We start from the raw sequence: 21,929 nt of genomic DNA, 5'->3' as shown, positions 1-21,929 counted from the left end.
CTGCATCCACGCCCACTGATACCGCACATGGCCACGCTTTTCCTCGTCCGCCACGGACAAGCCTCGTTTGGCGCCGCCAACTACGATTGCCTGTCGGAGACAGGCCGCCAGCAGGCGCGCTGGCTGGGCGAGTATTTCAGCGAGCGCGGCTTGCGCTTCGCACGCGTGGCCGCGGGCAACCTCGTGCGGCAGCAGGACACCGCGCGCGAGATCCTGGCCGCGATGGGCCAGCCGCAAGCGGAAATTGCCACGCATCCCGGCCTGAACGAATATGACGGCGAGGCGCTGTACCGCTGCCACACCGGCGGCGCCGACCATCGCGCCCACCAGAACGGCGATTACAACGACTACTGGCGCACTTTCCGCACCGCCTACCATGCCTGGACCCAGGATGGGCTGACCGACATGACGGAAAGCTGGGCCGATTTCGGCGCGCGCATTGCCGGCGCGCTGACGCAAGCCTGCGAAGGCACCACGCGCGAAGACGCCATCCTCGTGGTCAGCTCCGGCGGCGCCATCGGCCGCGCCACGGCCGACCTGCTCGGCGCCCCCGCGGCCACTGCCATCGAAATGAACCTGCAGTTCCGCAATACCGCGTTCTGCGAAATCATCGTCGGCCGCGGCGTGCAGCGCTTGCTGAGCTTCAACAATATCCCGCACCTGGACCGGCCGGAACGCCGCAGCGCGCTTACCTTCGCCTGAAGGCCACAGGCACCACGCGCAACAATGACAAACCCGCCTGACGGCAGGTTTCTGTTGGCGTGGAATGCGGCGGCAATCGCTCCGGCAACTGGCGCGGGCACTTTGACATGCCCGCGCCGCCGGTCCTTCTCCCTTTACTACCTTTTCTGCTGCATTCCTGCTCGGGCGCCCGACACGGACGCCAGTGCCTTACAGGCGTTCGACGATGGTCACGTTGGCCAGCCCGCCGCCTTCGCACATGGTCTGCAGGCCGTAGCGCTTGCCGTGCGTATGCAGCGCATGCACCAGCGTCGTCATCAGCTTGGCGCCCGAGCCGCCCAGCGGATGGCCCAGCGCAATCGCGCCGCCATGCACGTTGAGGCGCTCCGGATCGGCGCCCGTTGCCTGCAGCCAGGCCAGCGGCACCGGTGCGAAAGCTTCGTTGACTTCGAACAGGTCGATGTCGTTGATGCTCAGGCCGGCCTTCTTCAGCGCGTGCATGGTCGCCGGCAGCGGCGCTTCGAGCATCACCACCGGGTCGTGGCCGATTACGGTCATATGGTGCACGCGCGCCAGCGGCTTGACGCCGAGCTTCTTCAGGCCAGCCTCGTTGACCACCAGCAGGCCGGCGGCGCCGTCGCAGATCTGGCTCGACGAGGCAGCGGTCACGCGCCCGCCTTCGGCGATCAGCTTGACCGCGCCGATGCTGTCCATCGTGGCGTCATTGCGGATGCCTTCGTCCGCGGTATGCATTTCGCCGTTGGCGCCCTCGGCGGTGCGCACTTCGACCGGCACGATCTCGGCGTTGAAGCGGCCCGCCCTGGTCGCTGCCGCGGCGCGCTGGTGGCTGAGCAGCGCGTAGGCATCGAGCTGCTCGCGCGACAGGTTGTACTTGCGCGCAATCATCTCGGCGCCGGTGAACTGGCTGAACTGCACGCCGGGGTAGCGCGCCTCGACGCCCGGGCTCTTGGGCACGCCGAAGCCGTTCTTGGCCGGCAACTGCGACGACAGGCCCATCGGCACGCGTGTCATGCTTTCCACGCCGGCCGCGATCACGATGTCCATCGCGCCCGACATCACCGCCTGTGCGGCAAAGTGCAGCGCCTGCTGCGACGACCCGCACTGGCGGTCGACCGACGTGCCCGGCACGCTTTCAGGCAGCCGCGACGCGAGGATGGCGTTGCGCGCCACGTTGCCAGCCTGCTCGCCGACCTGGCTGACGCAGCCCATGATGACGTCTTCGACCAGCGCGGGATCGGCGCCGGTGCGCTCGACCAGCGCATCGAGCACCTGCGCGGCGAGGTCGGCCGGATGCCAGCCCGACAGCTTGCCGCCCTTGCGCCCGCCGGCGGTCCGTGCCGCGGCGACGATATATGCCTCTGCCATTTGATCTCCTTGTTCGGTGCCAGCCGCCCCGCGGCCGGTCGGTGCTTGATGCGGGGTGCCGGCGGCTGCCGGCAGGTTGGACCCTATTGTTGTCCCGGGCCGGCCGGCCAGCGTCGTCGGAAGCGACGAAGTTGGCCGGCCGCCTCAGGGCGATGTCAGGGCGATGTCAGGGCGATGTCAGGGCCAAGTCAGCGCGGTGTCAGCTGCGCGGGCCGAGCACCGCGAAGATCGCGGTGGCGCGCAGCAGGCAGCGCTCGCCGCTGACCAGCCGGCAGCTGCCGTAGCGCAGCCGCGAGCCGAGCTTGTCGAACTCCACGCGCGCCTCGACCCAGTCGCCCAGGCGCGCCGAGTCCAGGAAGTCCAGGCTCAGGTTGGCGGTGACCGCGCTCTTCTCGCGGCCGGTCTCCAGCGACATCATCATGCCGATGGCGGTATCGGCCAGCGTCGCCAGCATGCCGCCGTGCGGGATGCCGAGGTTGTTGAGATGGCTCTCGTCGATGCGCACCGCCAGCGTACGGCGTTCGCGGTTCAGGTAAAGCTGGCCGAAGTTGGCCATGTAGCCTCCCGGCTGCCGCAGCGGCACGAAGCCCTCGGGCACGGCAGAGCCACTGGAGCTTTCGGCCGCCTGCGGCATCGCCGCCTCGATTCCGGCTTCAGCCATGGCGTCAGGCGAAGTAGCGCGAGGCCGAGCCAAGATGCTCGCGGCATTCGCGGACCATGCGTGCGAGCAACTCCTCGCAGCTCGGCACGTCGTCGATCAGGCCCACGCACTGGCCGGCGCTGATGATGCCGCCGTCGGTCTCGCCCGCTTTCAGCGCTGCCTTGCCGCGCACACCGGCAACCAGGTGCTTGACGTCTTCGAACTGCGCACCGCCGGGGCGGCGCTCGATGCTCACGACCTCATCCGACACGGCGTTCTTCAGCACCCGTGCGGTGTTGTGCAGCGTGCGGAAGATCAGGTTGGTGTCGCGCTCGCTGGCCTGCACCAGCGCCTGCTTGACGTTGTCGTGGATCGGCGCTTCCTGGGTGGCGCAGAAGCGCGTACCCATGTTCACGCCCTCGGCGCCGAGCACCAGCGCGGCGGCCATGCCGCGGCCGTCGGCGATGCCGCCCGAGGCGATCACAGGCACCGACAGCTTGCGTGCCGCCAGCGGGATCAGCACCATGCCGGGGACATCGTCCTCGCCCGGGTGGCCGGCGCACTCGAAGCCGTCGATCGACACCGCGTCGACGCCCAGGCGCTCGGCCGACTGGGCATGGCGGATCGCCACGCACTTGTGGATCACCTTCATGCCTGCGGCCTTGGCGCGCGCGATGTGTTCCCTGGGGTTGTTGCCGGCGGTCTCCAGCACCTTGACGCCGTTTTCGATGATGACGTCGAGGTAGCGCGCGTATGGCGGCGGGTTGATCGAAGGCAGCAGCGTCAGGTTCACGCCGAATGGCTTGTCGGTCATATCGCGGCAGCGGCGGATTTCCTCGCCCAGCGCCTCGGGGGTCGGCTGCGTCAGCGCGGTGAGGATGCCCAGCCCGCCGGCGTTGGAGACGGCAGCGGCCATCTCCGCATAGCCGACCCATTGCATGCCGCCCTGGATGATCGGGTAGCGGATGCCAAGCAGTTCGGTGATTCGAGTCTTCATGATTGTCCTTTTTGCTGTCAGCTAGCGGGCCTTGCCGGCGTTCGGGCCAGTCTACGGCGCGCGCGTGCGCGATGCTTCGTCGGAAGCGACGATTGCGGGCGGCGCATTCTGCACTAGTGTTGGCTGTCCCCGCGCCGTTCCGGGCCCTTGCCGCCCTCCGGCCCGCGGCACCCGCCCCCTTCCCTCAGCAGGAGTCGCCATGACGCAAGCCACGCCTTCGTTCGAAACCCTGCGCTACGCCGTCGAAGACGGTGTCGCCACCATCACGCTGCATCGCCCGGACCAGCTCAACGCCTTCACCGCGCAGATGATGCAGGACCTGATCGCCGCCTTCGACGCCACCGATGCCGACGACAACGTCCGCGCGGTGATCGTCACCGGCTCGGGCCGCGCCTTCTGCGCCGGTGCCGACCTGTCCGGCGGCAGCTCGACCTTCGATTTCGAGAAGCGCTATGGCGCCAGCCCCGACACCGCGCACCGCGACGGCGGCGGCCGCGTGTCGCTGCGCATCTTCCGCAGCCTCAAGCCGGTGATTGCCGCGGTCAACGGCGCCGCGGTCGGCGTGGGCGTGACCATGCAGCTGCCGATGGACATCCGGCTGGCCTCGACCGACGCCAAGTTCGGCTTCGTGTTCGCGCGCCGCGGCATCACGCCCGAGGCCGCATCATCGTGGTTCCTGTCGCGCGTGGTCGGCGTTTCGACGGCGCTGGAATGGTGCTATACGGGGCGGGTGTTCTCGGCGCAGGAGGCGCATGAGCGCGGGCTGGTGCGCTCGCTGCACGCGCCCGAAGACCTGCTGCCGGCAGCGCGGGCGATCGCGCGGGAGATTGCGGACAACGCCGCGCCGGTCTCGGTCGCGATCTCCCGCCAGCTGATCTGGCGCATGGCCGGGGCCAGCCACCCCATGGAGGCGCACAAGCTCGACAGCCGGGCGATCCAGTCGCGCGGGCGCTCCGCCGACGTCAAGGAAGGCGTCAGCGCATTCCTGGAAAAGCGCCTGGCCGCGTTCCCCGACACCGTCTCGCACGACCTGCCGGACTTCTTCGACTGGCGCGGCGAGCCGCCGTTCGCCTGAAGCGCCTGAAGCCGGCGCCACCACGTCCCCACCGGAGTCAGCATGAAAGTCAGTCAAGCCGTCGCCAGCCGCAAGTCCGTTCGCGGCTTCCTGGACAAGCCCGTGCCAGCCGACACCATCCGCCGCGTGCTCGACGCCGCGGCGCGCGCGCCGTCGGGCGGCAACCTGCAGCCGTGGCATATCCACGTGATCGGCGGCGAGGCGCTGGAGCGCTTGCGCGGCATCATGCGCGAGCGCATCGCGCACACGCCCAAGGGTGAAGACCGCGAATACAACGTCTATCCGCCCGAACTGGTTGCGCCTTATCGCGACCGGCGCTTCGAGGTGGGCGAGGCGCTCTACCACTACCTTGGCATCCCGCGTGAAGACAAGGCGCGGCGCCTCGCCCAGTTCGCCAGCAACTTCACGTTCTTCGGCGCGCCGCTGGCGCTGTTCTGCACCGTGGACCGGCGCATGGGTCCGCCGCAGTGGTCGGACCTGGGCATGTACCTGCAGACCGTGATGCTGCTGCTGCGCGAGGAAGGGCTCGACAGCTGCGCGCAGGAATGCTGGGCGATGTATCCGGAGACCATCGGCAGCTTCCTGCAGCTGCCGGCCGAGCGCATGCTGTTCACCGGCATGGCGATCGGCTTCGAGGATCCCGAGGCGCCGGCCAACCAGTTGCGCGCGGCGCGCGCACCGCTGGCGGAGTTCGCCGAGTTCATCGGCATCTGAGAACTGGCACCGCGCGCAGTTACGCACGCGGCGCCAGGATCAGAGCAGCCCCAGCTGCCGCGCGATCGCCACCGCCTGGGTGCGGTTGCTGGCGTGCAGCTTGGCGCTGATATTGCGCAGGTGCGTGCGCACCGTGGTCTCGGACACGAACAGGCGCTCGGCCATGGCGACATTGGAAAAGCCTTCCGCCAGCAACTGCAGCACCTTCTGTTCCTTGGGCGTCAGCGGCTCCACCAGCGCCGGCGGTGCGGGGCGGCCGGCCGCCCCGCCGGGCGCTTCGCCGGCTTGCTGGCCGCATCCATGCAGCAGTTTTTCCACGTAGGCGGATGGCAGGCTGGCGCCCTGGCGGGCGCAGGCGTCGGCCACCAGCCGGCGCACGTCGTCACCTTCGTCGGCGAAAATCCGCACGAAGCCCTCGGCTGCCCCGAAGCGCAACGCCTCGCCCATCACCACCAGCGCATGCGCGCCGTCGCCGCTGCGCTGGCACGCCTGTGCCAGCAGGATGCGCAGCTTGAGCGCGCGGCGCATCAGCTGGTTGCTGGTGGCGGCCGCCAGTTCGCGCTCGATCGCGTCGCGTACCTGCGCCCCCGGGCGGGCATGCACGTCCAGCCGCAGCCTGCCGACAAAAATGTCCTCGACGTCGCTGGCAAACGAGCTGACGCCCGGACGCGTGCGCCACAGCGCCGGGTCGGCGGCGCGCTCGATCGCCTCCTGCGCGGCGTGCACGTTGCCCTGGCGCAGCGCCAGCCGCGCGCGCTCCAGCATCGCCGCCATCACCAGCCGGGTCAAGCCGCGGTGGTGGCCGAGCGCCTCCAGCTGCGCCAGCCATTCATGGGCCTGGTCGGTCTCGCCACGCTCGAAGGCGATGCGGGCCAGCACGGTATGGCCGGTGATGATCTGGTCCGGCAGGCCGAGGTCGCGCGACAGCGGCAGATACACGGTAAGCAGCCGGCTGGCGCGGTCGGTATCGCCGCTCTCGTACAGCCCTTCGGCCAACAAAATGCCGGCCATGGCGTTGCCGTTGGTCGGGCCGAAGCGGTTCGGCAGCATCGTGCGCGCGGCGATGCGGAAGCGCCCGAGCGCCTGCTGCAGCCGTCCCTGGCGCAGGTCGATCAGGCCTTCGACCGATTCGGAGAAGATCTTGTTGAAGTTGCTGTCCGAGCCGCGCACGGCCTGGCGCGCGATCTGGAGCAGCCGGCGCGCCTCGGGATAGTCGCCGATGACCGCGGCCAGCCGCGCCATCGACGTACCCAGGATCGCATCCGGGAAGGCGTAGCCCATCGGCAGCGGCGGCACCTCGTTGCGGGCGAAGGCACGCGCGTCGTCGAAGCGGTCCATCATGTTGAGCAGCACGTGGCGCAGCGCGCGGATATGCGCGAGCAAGTCGCCGGCCGCGCCTTCGGTCGGGATCGCCTGCAGCAGCGCGATCGCGTCGGCCGGGCCGCGCGTGAATGACACCGCCCACACATGCGCGATCTGCAGCTTGGGCCAGCGGGCCAGCTGTTCGGCCGGTACCGCCTCCAGCCAGCGCGTCAGCAGCCGCATGCGGCCCTGCCCCAGCAGGTCATCGACGGCGCTGTCCAGCAATTCCAGCGCATGGCCCAGCGCGCCGGCCGCGAGTGCGTGCTCGATGGCGGGCACCGGGCGGCCCTGAGACTCGTACCAGCGCGAGGCAGCCAGGTGCAATGGCGGCACGGCTTCGGGCATCGACTGCGCCAGCTGGCCGCGCAGGAAGCCGGAAAACAGGCTGTGATAGCGGTACCACTGCTCCGCTGCCGCGCCGGTGCCGCGCTCGCCGTAGCGCTCGCTCTCCAGCGGCAGCAGGAACAGGTTGGCGCGCTCCAGCCAGGCCAGGATTTCGTCGCTGCTGCCGGCGCCGCCCCCGGATGGCGGAGCGGCCTGGCAGACCGCGTCGCACAGCGGGCCGCAGAGCTGGTCGAGGATCGAGGTCCGCAACAGGAAGTCCCGCACCGCGTCGGGCAGGTGCAGGAAGACGTCTTCGACCAGATAGTCGGCAATCGCCGCGTTGGAGCCGGAGAAGCCGGCGATGAACCCCTCGGGCTGGCTGCGCCGCTCCATCGCCACCGAAGCCAGCCACAATGCCGTGGCCCAGCCTTCGGTGCGCCGGTGCAGCGCGCTGATCGCGGCTGGCTGCAATTTGAGCCCACGGGCCTCGCGCAGGAAGGATTCGGTCTCGCTGGCGCTGAAGCGCAGTTGCGCGGGCTCGATCTCGAGCAGCTCGCCGCGCGCGCGCAGCCGGCCCAGGCCGCTCTCCGGCACCCAGCGCGTACCGATTACGACACGGCAGCCCGGCGGCAGGCTTTCGACCATCTGCCACACCAGGCCGCTGACGGCGGCGTTCTGGATCGACTCGAAGTCGTCGAGGAACAGCGTGAAGGCGCCGCTGTGGCTGCCCAGCCGGTCGATCAGCGCGAGCGCCTGCTCGCCGGGATCCTGCATCAGCCCGGAGCGGGGCGGCTGGGCCGCTGCGCCGAGCGCCTGCGCGATGGCGGCCTCGACCGAGCCCAGGAAGCGGGTGGCATCGTTGTCGGAGCGGTCAAGGGTGAGCCAGGCGGTGCGCCCGCCCGCGGCTTCCAGGCGCGCACGGCACTGGAGCATGGCGGTGGTCTTGCCAAAGCCCGCGGGCGCGCGCACCAGCACGAGCTTGACGAAATCCGCGGCGCACACGGCGTCGCAGATCGACGCGCGCTCGACCTGGAACGGCGTCAGCAGCGGTGGACGCAGCTTGGCGGCCAGCGCAGCGGCGCCGGTGGCGGACGGCATGCGCCGCCCGGTCTCCTCGATACTTGCCATTGGCGATTTGTCGTCTTCCGCGCCGCAGCGCCCTTGCGGCAATGCGAAGGGCAATGCGAAGCGATGCGCCCGCCCGCGCAGCAGCGCGGGCGGGCGTGACTGTGATGGAACACGGAATTATGGCGTAAACGCGCGCGGCCGCGCGCCGCCGAGGGTTCGGGGTCTCTTCAGGCGGCCTTCCGGCTGGATTAAGGGGCTCCCGGACCGCAGCGCCGCTGCGCTCGCCGGGCACAAGCCGGATGCCGGCGCCGCCTTCACACCAGCTTGTTGCCGTGGCCGGTCCAGTAGCGGTCGCGCAGCAGCCGCTTGAGCAGCTTGCCGGTCGGCAGGCGCGGCAGCTCGGACTCGAAATCGACCGAGCGCGGGCATTTGATGGTGGACAGGTTGGCGCGGCAGAACGCGATCAGCTCGGCTGCCAGTTCCGGCCCGGCCTGCGCCATGTCGGCCGGCTGCACCACAGCCTTGACCTCTTCGCCAAAATCCTCGTTAGGTACCCCGATCACCGCCACGTCAAGCACCTTGGGGTGCGTCATCAGCAGGTTCTCGGCTTCCTGCGGGTAGATGTTGACACCGCCGGAGATGATCATATTGGCCTTGCGGTCGGTCAGGAACAGGTAGCCGTCGGCATCGGCATAGCCGACATCGCCGATGGTGCTCCAGTCCGGATGCCGGGGATGGCGCGATTCGGCCGTCTTGGCCGGGTCGTTGTGGTATTCGAAGGCGCGGCCTTCGGCAAAATAGATGGTGCCGGGCTCGCCGGGCGGTTGCAGCTCGCCGTCGGGGCCGCAGATGCGCAGCTTGCCGACCATGGCCCGGCCGACGGTGCCCTTGCGCTGCAGCCATTCCTGGGTGCTGACCACGGTCACGCCGTTGCCTTCGGTGCCGGCGTAATACTCCCAGATCACCGGCCCCCACCACGCGATCATCGCCTCCTTGACCTGCACCGGGCATGGCGCCGCGGCATGGATCGCCACGCGCAGCGACGACACGTCATAGGCCCGGCGCTGTGCCTCGGGCAGTTTGAGCATGCGCGAGAACATCGTCGGCACCAGCTGCGTATGCGTGATGCGGTGCTGCTGCACCAGCTGCAGGTATTTCTCCGCGTCGAAATGCTCCATCACCACCGCGGTGCCCCCCAGCGCTTGCACCGACATGTTGTAGCGCAGCGGCGCGGCATGGTATAGCGGCGCCGGCGACAGGTAACGGGTCTCGGCATCGAAGCCATAGAGCCGCTGGCACAGGCTGGTCAACGTGGTGGCATCCTCGATGCGCGGGCTGCCCGGCGGCGCGAATACGCCTTTGGGCCGGCCCGTGGTGCCCGAGGAATAAAGCATGTCGCCGCCAGTCACCTCGTCCGCGACCCGCGTCGTCGGGCAGCCTGCCAGGGCCGGTTCATAGGCGTCGTAGCCGGGCACCGTGCCGTCCAGCATCAGCCGGCGCTTCAGCGCCGGCGTCTGCGCCACCAGCGCGGCCGCGATCTCCGCCTGGGCGTGCGTGGTCACCAGCACCTGCGCGGCGCTGTCGTTGACGATGTAGGCGGCATCGGCCGCGTTCAGCTTGGTGCTCAGGCAGATATAGACGATGCCGCTGCGTTGCGCGCCCCAGCATAGCTCGAACATGCGCGGATGGTTCTCCAGCATGAACGCCACACGGTCGCCGGGGCGCAGGCCCAGCGTGCGGAACAGGTGCGCCACCTGGTTCGAGCGCTCGTCCAGCTCGCGGTACGTGACGACTGCGCCGCTGCTGCCCATGATGACGGCCGGCTTCTCCGGCGTGCGCTGCGCGTGGATGGACGGATGCATGGCGTTGGGCTCCTCGACAGGGGTTCGCTGGATTGGGATGGTGATCCCGCATTCTGTGAACGACCCGCCGGTTCAACCATCGTCGGAAGCGACGAAGCGTGGCGCCGGCATTTTGATGCGGCGCCGCATGAAACGAGCAAGTGCGGGCGTTGAGCGGCGCCTGCGCACCTTCGTCCGATGCGACGATGCGCCGCCCGTCGGCGTGCCCGGATCATGCTGACGCAAACTATCGCAGCCACGCCATCCCCCATTCCCGAAGGAGCCGAGGTGGATTTCAAGTTCAGCGAAGAACAATTGATGCTGCGCGACACGCTCGCGCGTTACCTGGCCGACCACTACGCTTTTGAAGCGCGCCGCGCCACGGTCCAGTCCGCAACGGGCTGGCGGCCCGATTGCTGGCGTGCGTTCGCGCGCGACCTCGGCATCCTGGGCGCGGGCTTTGCCGAGTCGGTCGGCGGGCTGGGCGGCGGCGCTGCCGAGCACATGATCGTGATGGAACAGTTCGGCCGCCACCTGGTGCTCGAACCTTATCTCGGCACCGTGGTGCTGGCTGGCGGCGCGCTGGCGCAAGGCAGCCCGGAACTGGCGGCGCAGTGGCTGCCCGCCATCATCGGTGGCGAGGTCACCGCCGCCTGGGCGCATGCCGAGCCCGCCAGCCGCTATTGCCGGCATGACGTGCAAGCCAGCGCCACGCGCGCTGGCGACGGCTACAAGCTGAGCGGACACAAGCACGCCGTGGTGGGCGCGCCTTCCGCGTCGCACCTGGTGGTCAGCGCCCGCACCGCTGGGGCGCGCCGCGACCGCGAGGGCATCAGCCTGTTCTGGATCGCACGCGACACGCCCGGCGTGACCCTGCGCGAATATCCCACCTTCGACGGCATGCGCGCGGCCGAGGTGCTGCTCGATAACGTACAGGTGCCGGCCAGCCAGCGCATCGGCGCAGAAGGCGAGGCCTTAGCGCTGATCGAGCGGCTGTGCGACCACGCCCTGGTCGCGCTGGCCGCGGAAGCCAACGGCGCGATGGCGCGCATGCTGGCCGACACCATCGACTACGCACGCCAGCGCAAGCAGTTCGGCGTGCCGATCGGCACGTTCCAGGTGCTGCAGCACCGCATGGCCGACATGTATATGCAGCTGGAGCAATCCGTGGCACTGACGCAGGTCGCGGCGATGCAGGCCGACGGCGCGCAGGCGGACTTTGCGCAGGCGGCGTGCGCGGCCAAGGTCCAGGCCGGCCAGGCCGGGGCCTTCGTCGGCCAGGGCGCCGTGCAGATCCACGGCGGCATGGGGGTCACGGAGGAGCTGGCGGTGGGCCACTATTTCAAGCGCGTCACGGCGATCGACCTGCAGTTCGGCTCGGCCGAGCACCACCTGCGCCGCTACGCCGACCTGCTCTATCCCGTCGCGGCCTGAACCGCCAACCCCTGACGACTACCCCAGCGAGGCCCGTCGATGCATCTCGATTTTTCCCCGCAAGACCAGCAATTCCGTGAAGACGTGCGCGCCTGGATCACCGAGGCGTATGACGACGAACTGCGCGCGATGATGGCGCAGTCCAAGAACGGCTATCTCGACAAGGCCGGCCAGGTGCGCTGGCAAAAGGCACTGCATGCGCGCGGCTGGGCCGCGCCCAACTGGCCGCAGGAATACGGCGGCCCGGGCTGGACGCCGACGCAGCGCTTTATCTTCCAGTCCGAGCTGGCCACGGCCGGCTGCCCGCCGGTATCGCCGATGGGGCTGAAGATGGTGGCGCCGGTGCTCATGAAATACGGCACGCCGGCGCAAAAGGCGCGCTTCCTGCCGCCGATCCTGGCATCGGACGTGTGGTGGTGCCAGGGTTATTCAGAGCCCAATTCCGGCTCTGACCTCGCGTCCTTGCAGCTGCGCGCCGATCCCGGCACCGACAGCGACGGCGAGCACTACATCCTCAACGGCTCCAAGATCTGGACGACGCATGCGCAGTGGGCCGACTGGATGTTCTGCCTGGTCCGCACCAGCCGCGAGTCGAAGCGGCAGGAAGGGATCTCGTTCCTGCTGCTCGACATGCATACCCCCGGCATCACGGTGTCACCTCTGCCGACGCTGGACGGTCCCGTGGCCGGGCAACAGGAAGTGAACCAGGTCTTCTTCGAGAACGTGCGCGTACCGGCGGAGAATCGCATCGGCGACGAAGGCAGGGGCTGGACCTATGCCAAGTACCTGCTGGAGTTCGAACGCGGCGGCACCTACAGCCCGATGCTGCGCAAGCAACTGGCCAAGGTGGCGCAGATCGCCGCCGAGCAGACCGCCGACGATGGCGGGCGGCTGCTCGACGACCCCTCCTTCCGGCGCAAGCTGGCCACGCTGCACGTGCGCACCGCCGCGCTGGAGGCGGTCGAACTGCGCGTGTTTTCGGGCGTGGAATCGGGCACGTCGATCGGGGCCGCGTCGAGCATGCTGAAGCTCACCGGCACGGAGACGTTGCAGGCCGTCAGCGAGCTGGCGGTCGAGGCCGCCGGTCCCGCGGCACTGCCGTTCGTGCAGGACACCTGGGCCGGAATCCAGGGCCGCGAGGCCGCGCTGCGCGTGGGGCCGGACTATGCGGCCGTGCTGGCGCCGCGCTACTTCAACTACCGCAAGGCGTCGATCTACGGCGGATCAAACGAGGTCCAGCGCAATATCATCGCCAAGCTGGTGCTGGGGCTTTGACGTGGCGTGCCGGCAGGTTGGTCCTGCCGGCTAGGCCTCAGACAAATTCCTTCAGGAACGCCAGCCTGGCGTCAGCCGATGCCTGGGCTTGAACTGCCGCCTGCAGCGTCTGCGACGGCAGCCAGGGATACGGCAAGGCAGCCTGCAAGGCCGCCAGCATGGCCGCGCCGGCATCCGGCACCACGTCCATCCGCGCGATATGGATGTGCAGGCTGCCGATGCGGTACGTCCCATCTTGCTGCCGCGCAAAGCCCCAGCGGTAGACGCCCTTCCCCGCGCGCAAGGTATGCGCCGCCTTCTCGCGCATCAGCACCAGCCACGGCACCGTCAGCGTGGCTCCCGCCTCCGCCAGCGACAGGTCGCCGACGTAGTAGGTCCGGCAGCGGTCGAAGGTCTGCGCGAAGTCAGTCACCAGCGTCGCCGCGATCGCCGCGGCGCCTTCGGTCTTTGCCGGGAAGCTGATGGTGTCGGTGTCGATCGAGAAGGTCAGCGTCGCATCTTGCGCGAACGCCTCGTGGATCAGCGCGGGACGGTTGTTGTCCTTGGCCTCGACATAGCTGGCCAGCAGCGCTTGCGCTTCGGGTAGGGAGATCGGGTTCATACAGGCAACGCGTTGGCGTAAAAAGTGAGGCCGGGCAGCACGGCAGGCCGCGCGGCGAGTTTGGTAGAATTTGGCACAAAGCTTGCATTACAAGCTAATTGAACAATCCGCCGATGGCTACGACTCCTGCAAACAAGACCCTGACAATCACGCATCCGGCTTGCCTGATCGATGGCTCGGACCGCGAGTTCCGGCACCTCGTCAATGGCCTGCTGCCGTTTGCCGCGCGGCTGCTGTCGGTGCGGGACGGCTTTGGCAACCTGGTCGGGCTGACCGGCGTGCAATATTCGCTGATCCGCTCGATCGCCCACCTGTCGCAGCAGGGCGAGGTGACGGTGAACCAGCTGGCCGACCACCTGCACCTGAGCGGGCCGTTCATCACCATCGAGACCGGCAAGCTGAAGAAGCTCGGCCTGATCGACAAGAAGGCGCACCCCGACGACAAGCGCAAGATGCGCCTGACCATCACCACGGCGGGCAACAAGCTGCTCAATGAACTGCTGCCGGTGCAGCAGCAGATCAATGACGTGCTGTTCGACGGCGTCACGCGCACCGAATTCAAGGTGCTGTGCTCGGTGGTCGATCGCCTTGTCGCCAACGGCGACCGTGCCGCGCTCGACCTTGAGCACCTGCAGGCGCGCCGCCTGAAAGGCTAGGGACATGCCCCTGTCAATGCGCGGCCCATTGCACCGTGCCGACATCGATGCCCTCCTGATGCATCTCCCATAGCGGGCTGAGCTCGCGCAGCTTCGACACCGTGGCGCTGACCTGGCGGATGACTTCGTCGACTTCGGCCCCGGTGGTGTAGCGGCCCAGCGTGAAGCGGATCGAGCTGTGCGCCAGCTCGTCGCTGCGGCCCAGCGCGCGCAGCACGAACGACGGTTCCAGCGAGGCCGAGGTACAGGCCGATCCCGAAGACACCGCCACGTCCTTGATGCCCATGATCAGCGACTCGCCTTCGACGTAGTTGAAGCTGATATTCAGGTTGTGCGGGATGCGGTGTTCCAGGCTGCCGTTGACGTAGACCTCGTCCAGCCGCGACAGGCCCGCCAGCAGCCGGTCGCGCAGCGCACCGACACGGCGTCCTTCCTCTTCCAGTTCCAGCCGCGCCAGCCGGAACGCCTCGCCCATGCCCACGATCTGGTGCGTCGGCAAGGTACCGGAACGCATGCCGCGCTCATGGCCGCCGCCGTGGATCTGCGCCTCCAGCCGGATGCGCGGCTTGCGGCGCACGTACAGCGCGCCGATGCCCTTGGGCCCGTAGACCTTGTGCGCGGTCACGGTCAGCAGGTCGATCTTCAGCGCCGCCAGGTCGATTGGGATCTTGCCGGCGCCCTGCACCGCGTCGCAGTGGAACACGATGCCAGCAGGGCGGCAGATCTCGCCGATCCGCGCGACCGGCTGGATCACGCCGATCTCGTTGTTGACCATCATCACCGACACCAGGATGGTGTCCGGCCGCAGCGCCGCGCGCAGCACATCGAGATCGACCAGGCCGTCCGTTCCCACATCGAGATACGTCACCTCGAAGCCTTGCCGCTCCAGTTCGCGGCAGGTATCGAGCACGGCCTTGTGCTCGGTCTTGACCGTGACGATGTGATTGCCCTTGCCGCGGTAGAAATGCGCCGCGCCCTTGATCGCGAGGTTGTTGCCTTCGGTGGCGCCGGAGGTCCAGACGATCTCGCGCGGGTCGGCATTGAGCAGCGCCGCGACGTGCGCGCGCGCCGCTTCCACGGCCGCTTCCGCCTGCCAGCCATAGCTGTGGCTGCGCGATGCCGGGTTGCCGAACTGCTGGTGCAGGAACGGCACCATCTTGTCGACGACGCGGAGGTCCACCGGCGTCGTCGCGCTGTAGTCCATGTAGATGGGAAGGTTGTCTTGCTGGTTTTGCATGGGGCGCATTCCTGGCTGCGGAGGGAGTACGACCGGGGGAGAAAGTGAAACCGCGCGAACCGCGCGAACCCGCTGGTCAGGGAAAGTGCGGCCGAGTCTAGCACCGGGCCGCGCGCCCGGGGGCGGGCCGCCATGCTGCCGATAGGGTTGCTCCGTGCTGTCGCACGCGCCATCCGCAACGCCCCAACCCCCAATTCCACTTCCCGCAAACCTTTGTGCCACAAGGCTTTCCGGCATTCACGCGGCGGCGCAGCGTGCGCGCCAGGCTCCTCGCCTAGGGTTTCCACCAACTTGAATACCGCAGTTTGTTAGCATTCAATGAAACCTAAGTTACAAAGCTAATTAAGAAAACAAACCGCGGCAGCCACAGCGGTTGCCCAAACATGCGTAGGAGTCGTGATGGCTGAGTCATCTGTCGATCAGGGCGTCGTAACGGACGCCGACGCGCAGCGCCGCTTTCGCAACGCGCTGGCCATGTTCGCCACCGGCGTCGCCGTGATCACCGCGCCGCGCGCCGGCGAGGTCCCGGTCGGCATCACGGTGGCGTCGTTCAACTCGGTATCGCTGGATCCGCCGCTGGTGCTGTTCTCGGTCGATCGCCGCTGCCTGAGCCTGGCTGACCTGCGCAGCGCGCCGCGCTACGCGGTCAACGTGCTGGCCGAGGCGCAGCAGGATCTCTCGAACCGCTTTGCCCGCGCCAGCTCGGGCAAGTGGGATGGCATCGACTTCGGCAACGTCAGCGACAGCCATGTGCTCTTGCCAGACACGCTGGCGACGTTCGAGTGCGAGCCCTATGCGATGCATGACGGCGGCGACCACGTGATCTTTATCGGTCGGGTGGTCCGCCATCAGGCCCGGCATGACGGCCGGCCGCTGATCTTCTTTGGCGGCAAGTACCGGGCGCTGGAATACAGCCCCACCGCGGCCTGAACCCAACAACACAAGCAGTCAGCTACAGGAGAACGACATGATCAAGACCGGCACCCAGCACATCGCCATGCTGCGCGATGGGCGCGAAGTGTACCTCGATGGCAAGCGCGTCACCGACGTCACGGCGCACCCCGCCTTCCGCAACTCGATCCGCAGCTATGCCAATCTCTACGACTTCCAGGCGCGTCCAGAGAATGCCGACAAGATGACTTTCCGGCCCGAAGGCAGCGACCGGCGCGTCAGCCGCATCTGGGAGCTGCCCACCAGCTACAACGAACTGGTCGAGCGCCGCGAGATGCTGGAAGCCTGGACCGCGCTGCACTACGGCTTCATGGGCCGCTCGCCCGATCATGTCGCGTCGTGCATCTCCGGCATGTACATGGGCATCGACGTGCTCGAGCAGGCCGACCCGGCGCGCGCCGGCGCCTTGCGCGACTACTACCGCTACGCCCGCGACAACGACCTGTTCCTCACCTATGTGATCGTCAACCCGCAGGCCAACCAGGCCAAGGCGGCGCACGAGCAGGAAGACAAGTACCTGGCGGTGGGCATCGTCGACCAGGACGCGGAAGGCATTACCGTGCGCGGCGCCAAGATGCTCGCCACCAGCGGCATCATGGCCAACGAAGTGTTCTGCAGCTGCATCCAGCCGCTGCGCGAGGGCGACGAGATGTATGCGCTGTCCTTCGCGGTGCCGATGAACAGCAAGGGCCTGAAGGTGATGTCGCGCAAGTCGTACGAGGCCAGCGCCACCTCGGTCTTCGACAACCCGCTGGCGAGCCGCTTCGACGAGAACGATGCGGTGCTCTACTTCGACGACGTCAAGGTGCCCTGGGAACGGATCTTCGTCGCGGGCGACGTCGCCATGTGCGCGAAGCAGTTCCATGCCACGCCGGCGCACGTCTACCAGAACTACCAGTGCCAGGTGCGGCTGATGGTCAAGCTGCGCTTCCTGGTCGGCCTGGCGCACCGCATCACCGAGATCAACGGCACTGCCGGCTTCCCGCAGGTCAAGGAGCTTCTGGGCCAGCTCGCCGCCGAGGCAGGCATGGTCGAGGCCTGGGTCTATGGAATGGAAGCGAAGGGCCAGGTCAACCAGAACGGCTACTTCATTCCCGACCGCGGCATGCTGTACGGCTCGCAGGTGGTGACGCAGCAGCTCTACGCCAAGGTGCTGAACACGCTGCGCGAGCTGGCCGGCGGCGGCATGATCATGCTGCCCTCCAGCATCGAGGATTTCGCCAATCCCACGCTGGCCGACATCATCGCCAAGACGCAGAAATCGCCGGTGTGCAGCCCGGAGGAGCGCGTCAAGTTCTTCAAGCTCGCCTGGGACGCGGTCGGCTCCGAGTTTGCCTCGCGCCACAACCAGTACGAGATGTTCTACGCCGGCGCCACCTTCGTCACCAAGGGCCATGCCTACCGCACCTACGACTGGAAGCGCGCGTCGGGCCTGGTCGACAGCATGCTCGGCAGCTATTCCCTGCAGGACGAACTGGCCCGGCTGCCGCAGGCCGCCTGACCCGCTTCCCTCCCGTTCCCCACCCTTGCCTCGATAACGGAGATCAGCATGGCGATCAACAAACTTCACGACGAGTTCCATACCCTGGACCTGGCCTCCGGCTGGGAAGTGCCCGAAGGCTACCCCGCCGGCATCCAGCAGAAGATCCTGTCCGGCGCGCTGGACGAAAGCGGCCGCCGCGGCAGCCGTACCCGCCTGCTGCGCTTCGACGCGGGCATCTTCACCAGGGCGCCGTTCGTCCACGAGTACTGGGAGGAGGTGTACCTGCTCAGCGGCGACCTGACCGTCGGCAACGATGCCAACGGCGACGGCGGCGAAGCCTTCGCGCCCAATACCTACGCCTGCCGCCCTCCCGGCGCGTTCCACGGCCCGTTCCGGTCCAACGGCGGCTGCATGCTGCTGGAAATCCACTACTACGACCCGGCCTGATCATGGAAGCGACCGTAGCCACCGCCAGGCGCCAGCTTGCCGACGGCAGCGCCAATGCGCTGTCCCTGCTGGCCTCCTGTGTCGAACGCATCTGCAATCCCGGCGGCGAAGGCGCGCGCGTCTTCCCGCACGGCGTCAGCATGGCCGCCCGCAAGCAGGCGCAGGCCAGCGACATGCTGCGCGAACAGGGCGTGGCCGGTGCCCTTGCGGGGGTGCCGGTGTCGGTGAAGGACCTGTTCGACGTGCAGGGCGATGTGACCCGCGCCGGCGCGAAGGTACTGCCGGAACGCGCCGCCAGCGCCGATGCCCCGGCCATTGCGCGGCTGCGCGCCGCGGGCGCGGTCTTCGTCGGCCGGACCAACATGACCGAGTTCGCCTATTCCGGCGTCGGCATCAACCCGCACTACGGTACGCCGCGCAACCCGTTCGACCGGCAGGCCGGGCGCATTCCGGGCGGCTCGTCGTCCGGCGCTGCGGTCTCGGTGACCGACGGCATGGCGCTGGCCGCGATTGGGTCGGACACTGGCGGCTCGTGCCGCATCCCGGCAGCGCTGTGCGGGATCGTCGGATTCAAGCCCAGCGCGAGCCGGGTGCCGCTGCAAGGCGCGGTGCCGCTGTCGCCCAGCTACGACTCGGTCGGCTGCCTGGCCAATACCGTGGCGTGCTGCGCCGCCGTCGACGCGGTAATGGCCGGCGCAGCGCCGCCCGCGGCGCCGGCCAGCCTGGCCGGACTGCGCCTGGCCGTGCCCGGCGGGATGGTGCTGGATGCCATCGACTATGCGGTAGCGCAGGCGTTCAGCGACGCCCTGCGCCGGCTTTCCGCCGCCGGCGCGCTACTGCACGACGTGGACTTCGACACCTGGGGCCAGCTCGGCGACCTCGGCCACGGCGGCGGGCTGGTGGCCGCCGAGGCCAGCGCCTGGCACGGCAAGCTGATGGCGGCGCACGCCGACCGCTACGACCCGCGCGTGCTGTCGCGCATCCGGCTGGCCGACGGGCAGCTCGCCGCCGACTACCTGCGCATGCGCGACCGCCGCGCCGCGCTGTGCCGGCAGGCGGATGCCGAACTGGCGGGCTTCGATGCCGTGGTGCTGCCAACCGTGCCGATCCTGGCGCCGCGCATCGCCGACCTCGATGACGACGACGCCTTTTTCGCCACCAACCGCCTGCTGCTGCGCAACCCCGCCATCGCCAACATGCTCGACCTTTGCGCGCTGTCGGTCCCTTGCCATCGCCCTGGCGAAGCGCCGGTGGGCCTGATGCTGTTCGGCCGGCACGGCGCCGACCGCAGGCTGCTGGCGATCGGCATGGCCGTGGAAGCGGCGCTGCGGCAGTGCCACAGGTAGCCGCAGCCTGAGCAGTACTCGCTATTCCTACAAAACCCAAGGAGACAACATGCCTGATATCCGCATCGGCGCGGCCGCGCTCGCCTGCGCCGCCCTCATCTCGGGAACCGCCGTGGCGGCCCATCCCGCCCCCGTCAGCGATGGCGTCGTCAAGATCGGCGTGCTCACCGACATGTCGTCCATCTTTTCCGATATCGGCGGCAAGGGCTCGGTGATCGCCGCGCAGATGGCTGTCGACGACTTCGGCGGCAAGGTGCTCGGCGCACCCGTGCAGGTGGTCAGCGCCGACCACCAGAACAAGACCGACGTGGCCGCCACGCTGGCGCGCGGCTGGTTTGACAACCAGAAGGTCGATGTCATCCAGGACGCGTTGCCGTCGTCGGTGGCGCTGGCCGTTTCCAACCTGGGCAAGCTCAAGCACAAGATCGTCATTGCCAGTGGTGCCGGCACCACGCGGCTGAGCAACGAGGACTGCTCGCCCTATACGATCCAGTACTCGTACGACACCTACGCCTTCGCCGCCAACACGGTCAAGGCGCTGACCCGCCGCGGCGACAACAGCTGGTACTTCCTGACTGTCGACTACGCCCTGGGTGCGTCGCTGGAGAAGGATGGCACCGAGGCGCTGTCGAGCGTCGGCGGCACGCTCAAGGGCAAGGCGAAGCATCCGATCAACTCCGCCGACCTGTCGTCGTACCTGCTGCAGGGACAGGCGTCCGGCGCCCGCGTGATCGGGCTGGCCAACGCCGGCGCCGATACCGTCAACGCGATCAAGACCGCGGCGGACTTCGGCATCAACGGCAGCAAGCAGCGGCTGGCGGGCCTGCACATGTTCATCAGCGACATCCACAGCCTGGGGCTGCAGGCCGCGCAAGGCATGACGCTGACGACTTCGTTCTATTGGGACCGCGACGACGCCACGCGCGCGTGGTCGCAGCGATTCTTCGCCAAGACCGGCAGGATGCCGACACTGGTCCATGCCGGCGTGTATTCGTCGACCATGCACTACCTGAAGGCGATCCAGGCCGCGCGCACCGACGAAAGCGACGCGGTACTGGCCAAAATGCGCGCCACGCCGGTCAATGACTTCTTCGCGACCAACGGCACCATTCGCGCCGATGGCCTGATGGTGCATGACATGTACCTGGTCGAGGTCAAGCGGCCACAGGAATCGAAGCGCCCGTGGGACTACTACAAGATCAAGAGCGTGATCCCCGCCAGCGAAGCGTTCCGGCCGCTCAGCGCCAGCGCCTGTCCGCTGGTCAGGAAGTAAGCCAACCCGTCCATGCGGCCGGCGCTGACGCTGGCCGCCCCTCCCCCGCACAGAGAGCCCCCGAACATGAAGACCCTTACCTTTGATATCGACAGCCGCCAGGGCAAGTCGCAACGCGCCGTCGCCATTCGCCAGCTGGTGGTGGCGGGATGGACCGGCCGCGACGTCGAGGCCATGGAAGCCCATATCCGCGAACTGGAAGAACTTGGCGTCAAGCGCCCGCCCTACACGCCCGTGTTCTATCGCGTCGCCGCAGAACGGCTGGGCGCCGCGCCGGAGATCCAGGTCAGCGGCGAAGCCAGCAGCGGCGAAGCAGAATTCCTGCTCGTGAACGACGGCGGCGAGATCCTGGTGGGCATCGCCTCGGACCACACCGACCGCGAGGCCGAGATCTATGGCATCACTGTGTCCAAGCAGATGTGCGAGAAGCCCTGTGCGCAGACCCTGTGGAAGCTGGCTGAAGTGGAAGGCCACTGGGACCGGCTGGTGCTGCGCTCTTACGCCACCATCGACGGCGAACGCGTGCTGTACCAGCAAGGCGCGGTGACGGCAATGCGCTCGCCGGCCGACCTGCTCGACCGCTTTGCCGGGCATGGCGGCAGCTTTGGCGAGGGCTCGGCGATGCTGTGCGGCACGCTGCCGGCCATCGGTGGCATCCGCCCGGCGCAGCGCTTCGAGATCGAGCTGGAAGACCCGGTGCTGGGCCGCACGCTGCGCCACGCGTACGCGATCGCGACGCTGCCGGTGGAGGGCTAAGCATGGCGCGCTATCTCTTTCGCCACGGCAACGTGGCGGCCAACGATAAGGAGGCACGGCCATGCCGCATGACGACCTGATCCTGGCGACCCGCGATCTCGGCAAGTCGTTCCGCGGCTTTACCGCGGTCAACGGCGTCAACCTGCAAGTCCGGCGCGGCTCGATCCATGCATTGATCGGCCCTAACGGCGCAGGCAAGACCACTTGCTTCAACCTGCTCACCAAGTTCCTGGAGCCGACCACCGGCACCATCGTATTCAACGGCATCGACATCACCCGCGAGAAGCCCGCGCAGATCGCGCGCCGCGGCGTGATCCGTTCGTTCCAGATCTCGGCGGTGTTCCCGCACCTGACGGTGATGGAGAACGTGCGCATCGGGCTG

20 protein-coding genes are annotated in these 21,929 nt (G+C 68.2%); 13 read left to right on the top strand and 7 right to left on the bottom strand.

All coding sequences use genetic code 11. The features are described from left to right. Positions 1–27: 27 nt before the first annotated feature. Positions 28–702 carry a histidine phosphatase family protein gene (locus tag E1J61_RS35130; protein WP_133098419.1) on the top strand — a complete coding sequence of 225 codons (675 nt, stop codon included), beginning with the start codon at positions 28–30 and terminating at the stop codon, positions 700–702. Between the two features lie 189 nt (positions 703–891). Here the strand turns inward: E1J61_RS35130 and E1J61_RS35125 are convergent, their stop codons facing one another. The 3 genes from E1J61_RS35125 to E1J61_RS35115 all read right to left on the bottom strand — a co-directional run bounded on the left by E1J61_RS35125 (position 892) and on the right by E1J61_RS35115 (position 3,707). Beyond that, the gene (locus tag E1J61_RS35125) at positions 892–2,067 is read right to left on the bottom strand and encodes an acetyl-CoA C-acetyltransferase (RefSeq protein ID WP_133098418.1); all 1,176 of its coding nucleotides are present in this window, start codon (positions 2,065–2,067) and stop codon (positions 892–894) included. Between the two features lie 199 nt (positions 2,068–2,266). Then, on the bottom strand, positions 2,267–2,728 hold the full coding sequence (locus tag E1J61_RS35120; protein WP_133098417.1) for a PaaI family thioesterase: 462 nt from the start codon (positions 2,726–2,728) through the stop codon (positions 2,267–2,269). Between the two features lie 4 nt (positions 2,729–2,732). Further along, a complete protein-coding gene (locus E1J61_RS35115; protein WP_256376153.1) occupies positions 2,733–3,707 on the bottom strand; it encodes a nitronate monooxygenase family protein in 975 nt (324 codons plus the stop codon). A gap of 196 nt (positions 3,708–3,903) precedes the next feature. On the opposite strand from E1J61_RS35115, the gene E1J61_RS35110 reads away from it, so the two are divergent. Then, positions 3,904–4,779 (top strand): crotonase/enoyl-CoA hydratase family protein, encoded by an 876-nt coding sequence (locus E1J61_RS35110; protein WP_133098415.1) that lies wholly within the window; start codon positions 3,904–3,906, stop codon positions 4,777–4,779. A gap of 42 nt (positions 4,780–4,821) precedes the next feature. Next, positions 4,822–5,493, top strand: a complete 672-nt coding sequence (locus tag E1J61_RS35105) for a nitroreductase (RefSeq protein WP_133098414.1) — start codon at positions 4,822–4,824, stop codon at positions 5,491–5,493. 39 nt (positions 5,494–5,532) lie between these two features. On the opposite strand, the gene E1J61_RS35100 is transcribed toward E1J61_RS35105, so the two are convergent. Next, a complete protein-coding gene (locus tag E1J61_RS35100; protein WP_133098413.1) occupies positions 5,533–8,307 on the bottom strand; it encodes a LuxR C-terminal-related transcriptional regulator in 2,775 nt (924 codons plus the stop codon). 254 nt (positions 8,308–8,561) lie between these two features. Next, positions 8,562–10,109 (bottom strand): AMP-binding protein, encoded by a 1,548-nt coding sequence (locus tag E1J61_RS35095; RefSeq protein WP_133098412.1) that lies wholly within the window; start codon positions 10,107–10,109, stop codon positions 8,562–8,564. 267 nt (positions 10,110–10,376) lie between these two features. Here E1J61_RS35095 and E1J61_RS35090 point away from each other — a divergent pair, with 267 nt between their 5' ends. After that, positions 10,377–11,522 carry an acyl-CoA dehydrogenase family protein gene (locus E1J61_RS35090; protein WP_133098427.1) on the top strand — a complete coding sequence of 382 codons (1,146 nt, stop codon included), beginning with the start codon at positions 10,377–10,379 and terminating at the stop codon, positions 11,520–11,522. Between the two features lie 39 nt (positions 11,523–11,561). Continuing rightward, on the top strand, positions 11,562–12,797 hold the full coding sequence (locus E1J61_RS35085) for an acyl-CoA dehydrogenase family protein (RefSeq protein WP_133098411.1): 1,236 nt from the start codon (positions 11,562–11,564) through the stop codon (positions 12,795–12,797). A gap of 37 nt (positions 12,798–12,834) precedes the next feature. On the opposite strand, the gene E1J61_RS35080 is transcribed toward E1J61_RS35085, so the two are convergent. Beyond that, on the bottom strand, positions 12,835–13,398 hold the full coding sequence (locus tag E1J61_RS35080; protein ID WP_133098410.1) for a nuclear transport factor 2 family protein: 564 nt from the start codon (positions 13,396–13,398) through the stop codon (positions 12,835–12,837). Positions 13,399–13,511: 113 nt separating this feature from the next. Between E1J61_RS35080 and E1J61_RS35075 the strand changes: the two genes are divergently transcribed. Further along, positions 13,512–14,054 carry a MarR family winged helix-turn-helix transcriptional regulator gene (locus E1J61_RS35075; protein WP_133098409.1) on the top strand — a complete coding sequence of 181 codons (543 nt, stop codon included), beginning with the start codon at positions 13,512–13,514 and terminating at the stop codon, positions 14,052–14,054. A gap of 13 nt (positions 14,055–14,067) precedes the next feature. Here E1J61_RS35075 and E1J61_RS35070 read toward each other — a convergent pair whose 3' ends face one another. Further along, entirely contained in the window at positions 14,068–15,291 is a 1,224-nt protein-coding gene (locus E1J61_RS35070; RefSeq protein WP_133098408.1) for an IscS subfamily cysteine desulfurase, read from the bottom strand. A 399-nt stretch (positions 15,292–15,690) separates the two neighbouring features. Here E1J61_RS35070 and E1J61_RS35065 point away from each other — a divergent pair, with 399 nt between their 5' ends. The 7 genes from E1J61_RS35065 to E1J61_RS35035 all read left to right on the top strand — a co-directional run. Further along, complete coding sequence (locus E1J61_RS35065; RefSeq protein WP_133098407.1) at positions 15,691–16,221, top strand: flavin reductase family protein; 531 nt, start codon at positions 15,691–15,693, stop codon at positions 16,219–16,221. 37 nt (positions 16,222–16,258) lie between these two features. Continuing rightward, the gene (locus tag E1J61_RS35060; protein WP_133098406.1) at positions 16,259–17,743 is read left to right on the top strand and encodes a 4-hydroxyphenylacetate 3-hydroxylase family protein; all 1,485 of its coding nucleotides are present in this window, start codon (positions 16,259–16,261) and stop codon (positions 17,741–17,743) included. A gap of 48 nt (positions 17,744–17,791) precedes the next feature. Beyond that, positions 17,792–18,172: a cupin gene (locus E1J61_RS35055; RefSeq protein ID WP_133098405.1), complete on the top strand. Its 381-nt coding sequence runs from the start codon at positions 17,792–17,794 to the stop codon at positions 18,170–18,172. Between the two features lie 2 nt (positions 18,173–18,174). Continuing rightward, the gene (locus E1J61_RS35050; protein WP_133098404.1) at positions 18,175–19,518 is read left to right on the top strand and encodes an amidase; all 1,344 of its coding nucleotides are present in this window, start codon (positions 18,175–18,177) and stop codon (positions 19,516–19,518) included. Positions 19,519–19,567: 49 nt separating this feature from the next. Further along, positions 19,568–20,791, top strand: a complete 1,224-nt coding sequence (locus tag E1J61_RS35045; protein WP_133098403.1) for an ABC transporter substrate-binding protein — start codon at positions 19,568–19,570, stop codon at positions 20,789–20,791. Between the two features lie 66 nt (positions 20,792–20,857). Next, positions 20,858–21,547, top strand: a complete 690-nt coding sequence (locus tag E1J61_RS35040; RefSeq protein ID WP_133098402.1) for a DUF2848 domain-containing protein — start codon at positions 20,858–20,860, stop codon at positions 21,545–21,547. Between the two features lie 61 nt (positions 21,548–21,608). Further along, positions 21,609–21,929, top strand: a 321-nt coding sequence (locus tag E1J61_RS35035) for an ATP-binding cassette domain-containing protein (protein WP_133098401.1), incomplete at its 3' end; no start/stop codon positions are given.

Source organism: Cupriavidus sp. L7L (assembly GCF_004353535.1).
Taxonomy (GTDB): Bacteria; Pseudomonadota; Gammaproteobacteria; order Burkholderiales; family Burkholderiaceae; genus Cupriavidus; species Cupriavidus oxalaticus_A.
This window is presented reverse-complemented; position numbering and strand designations above follow the sequence as displayed.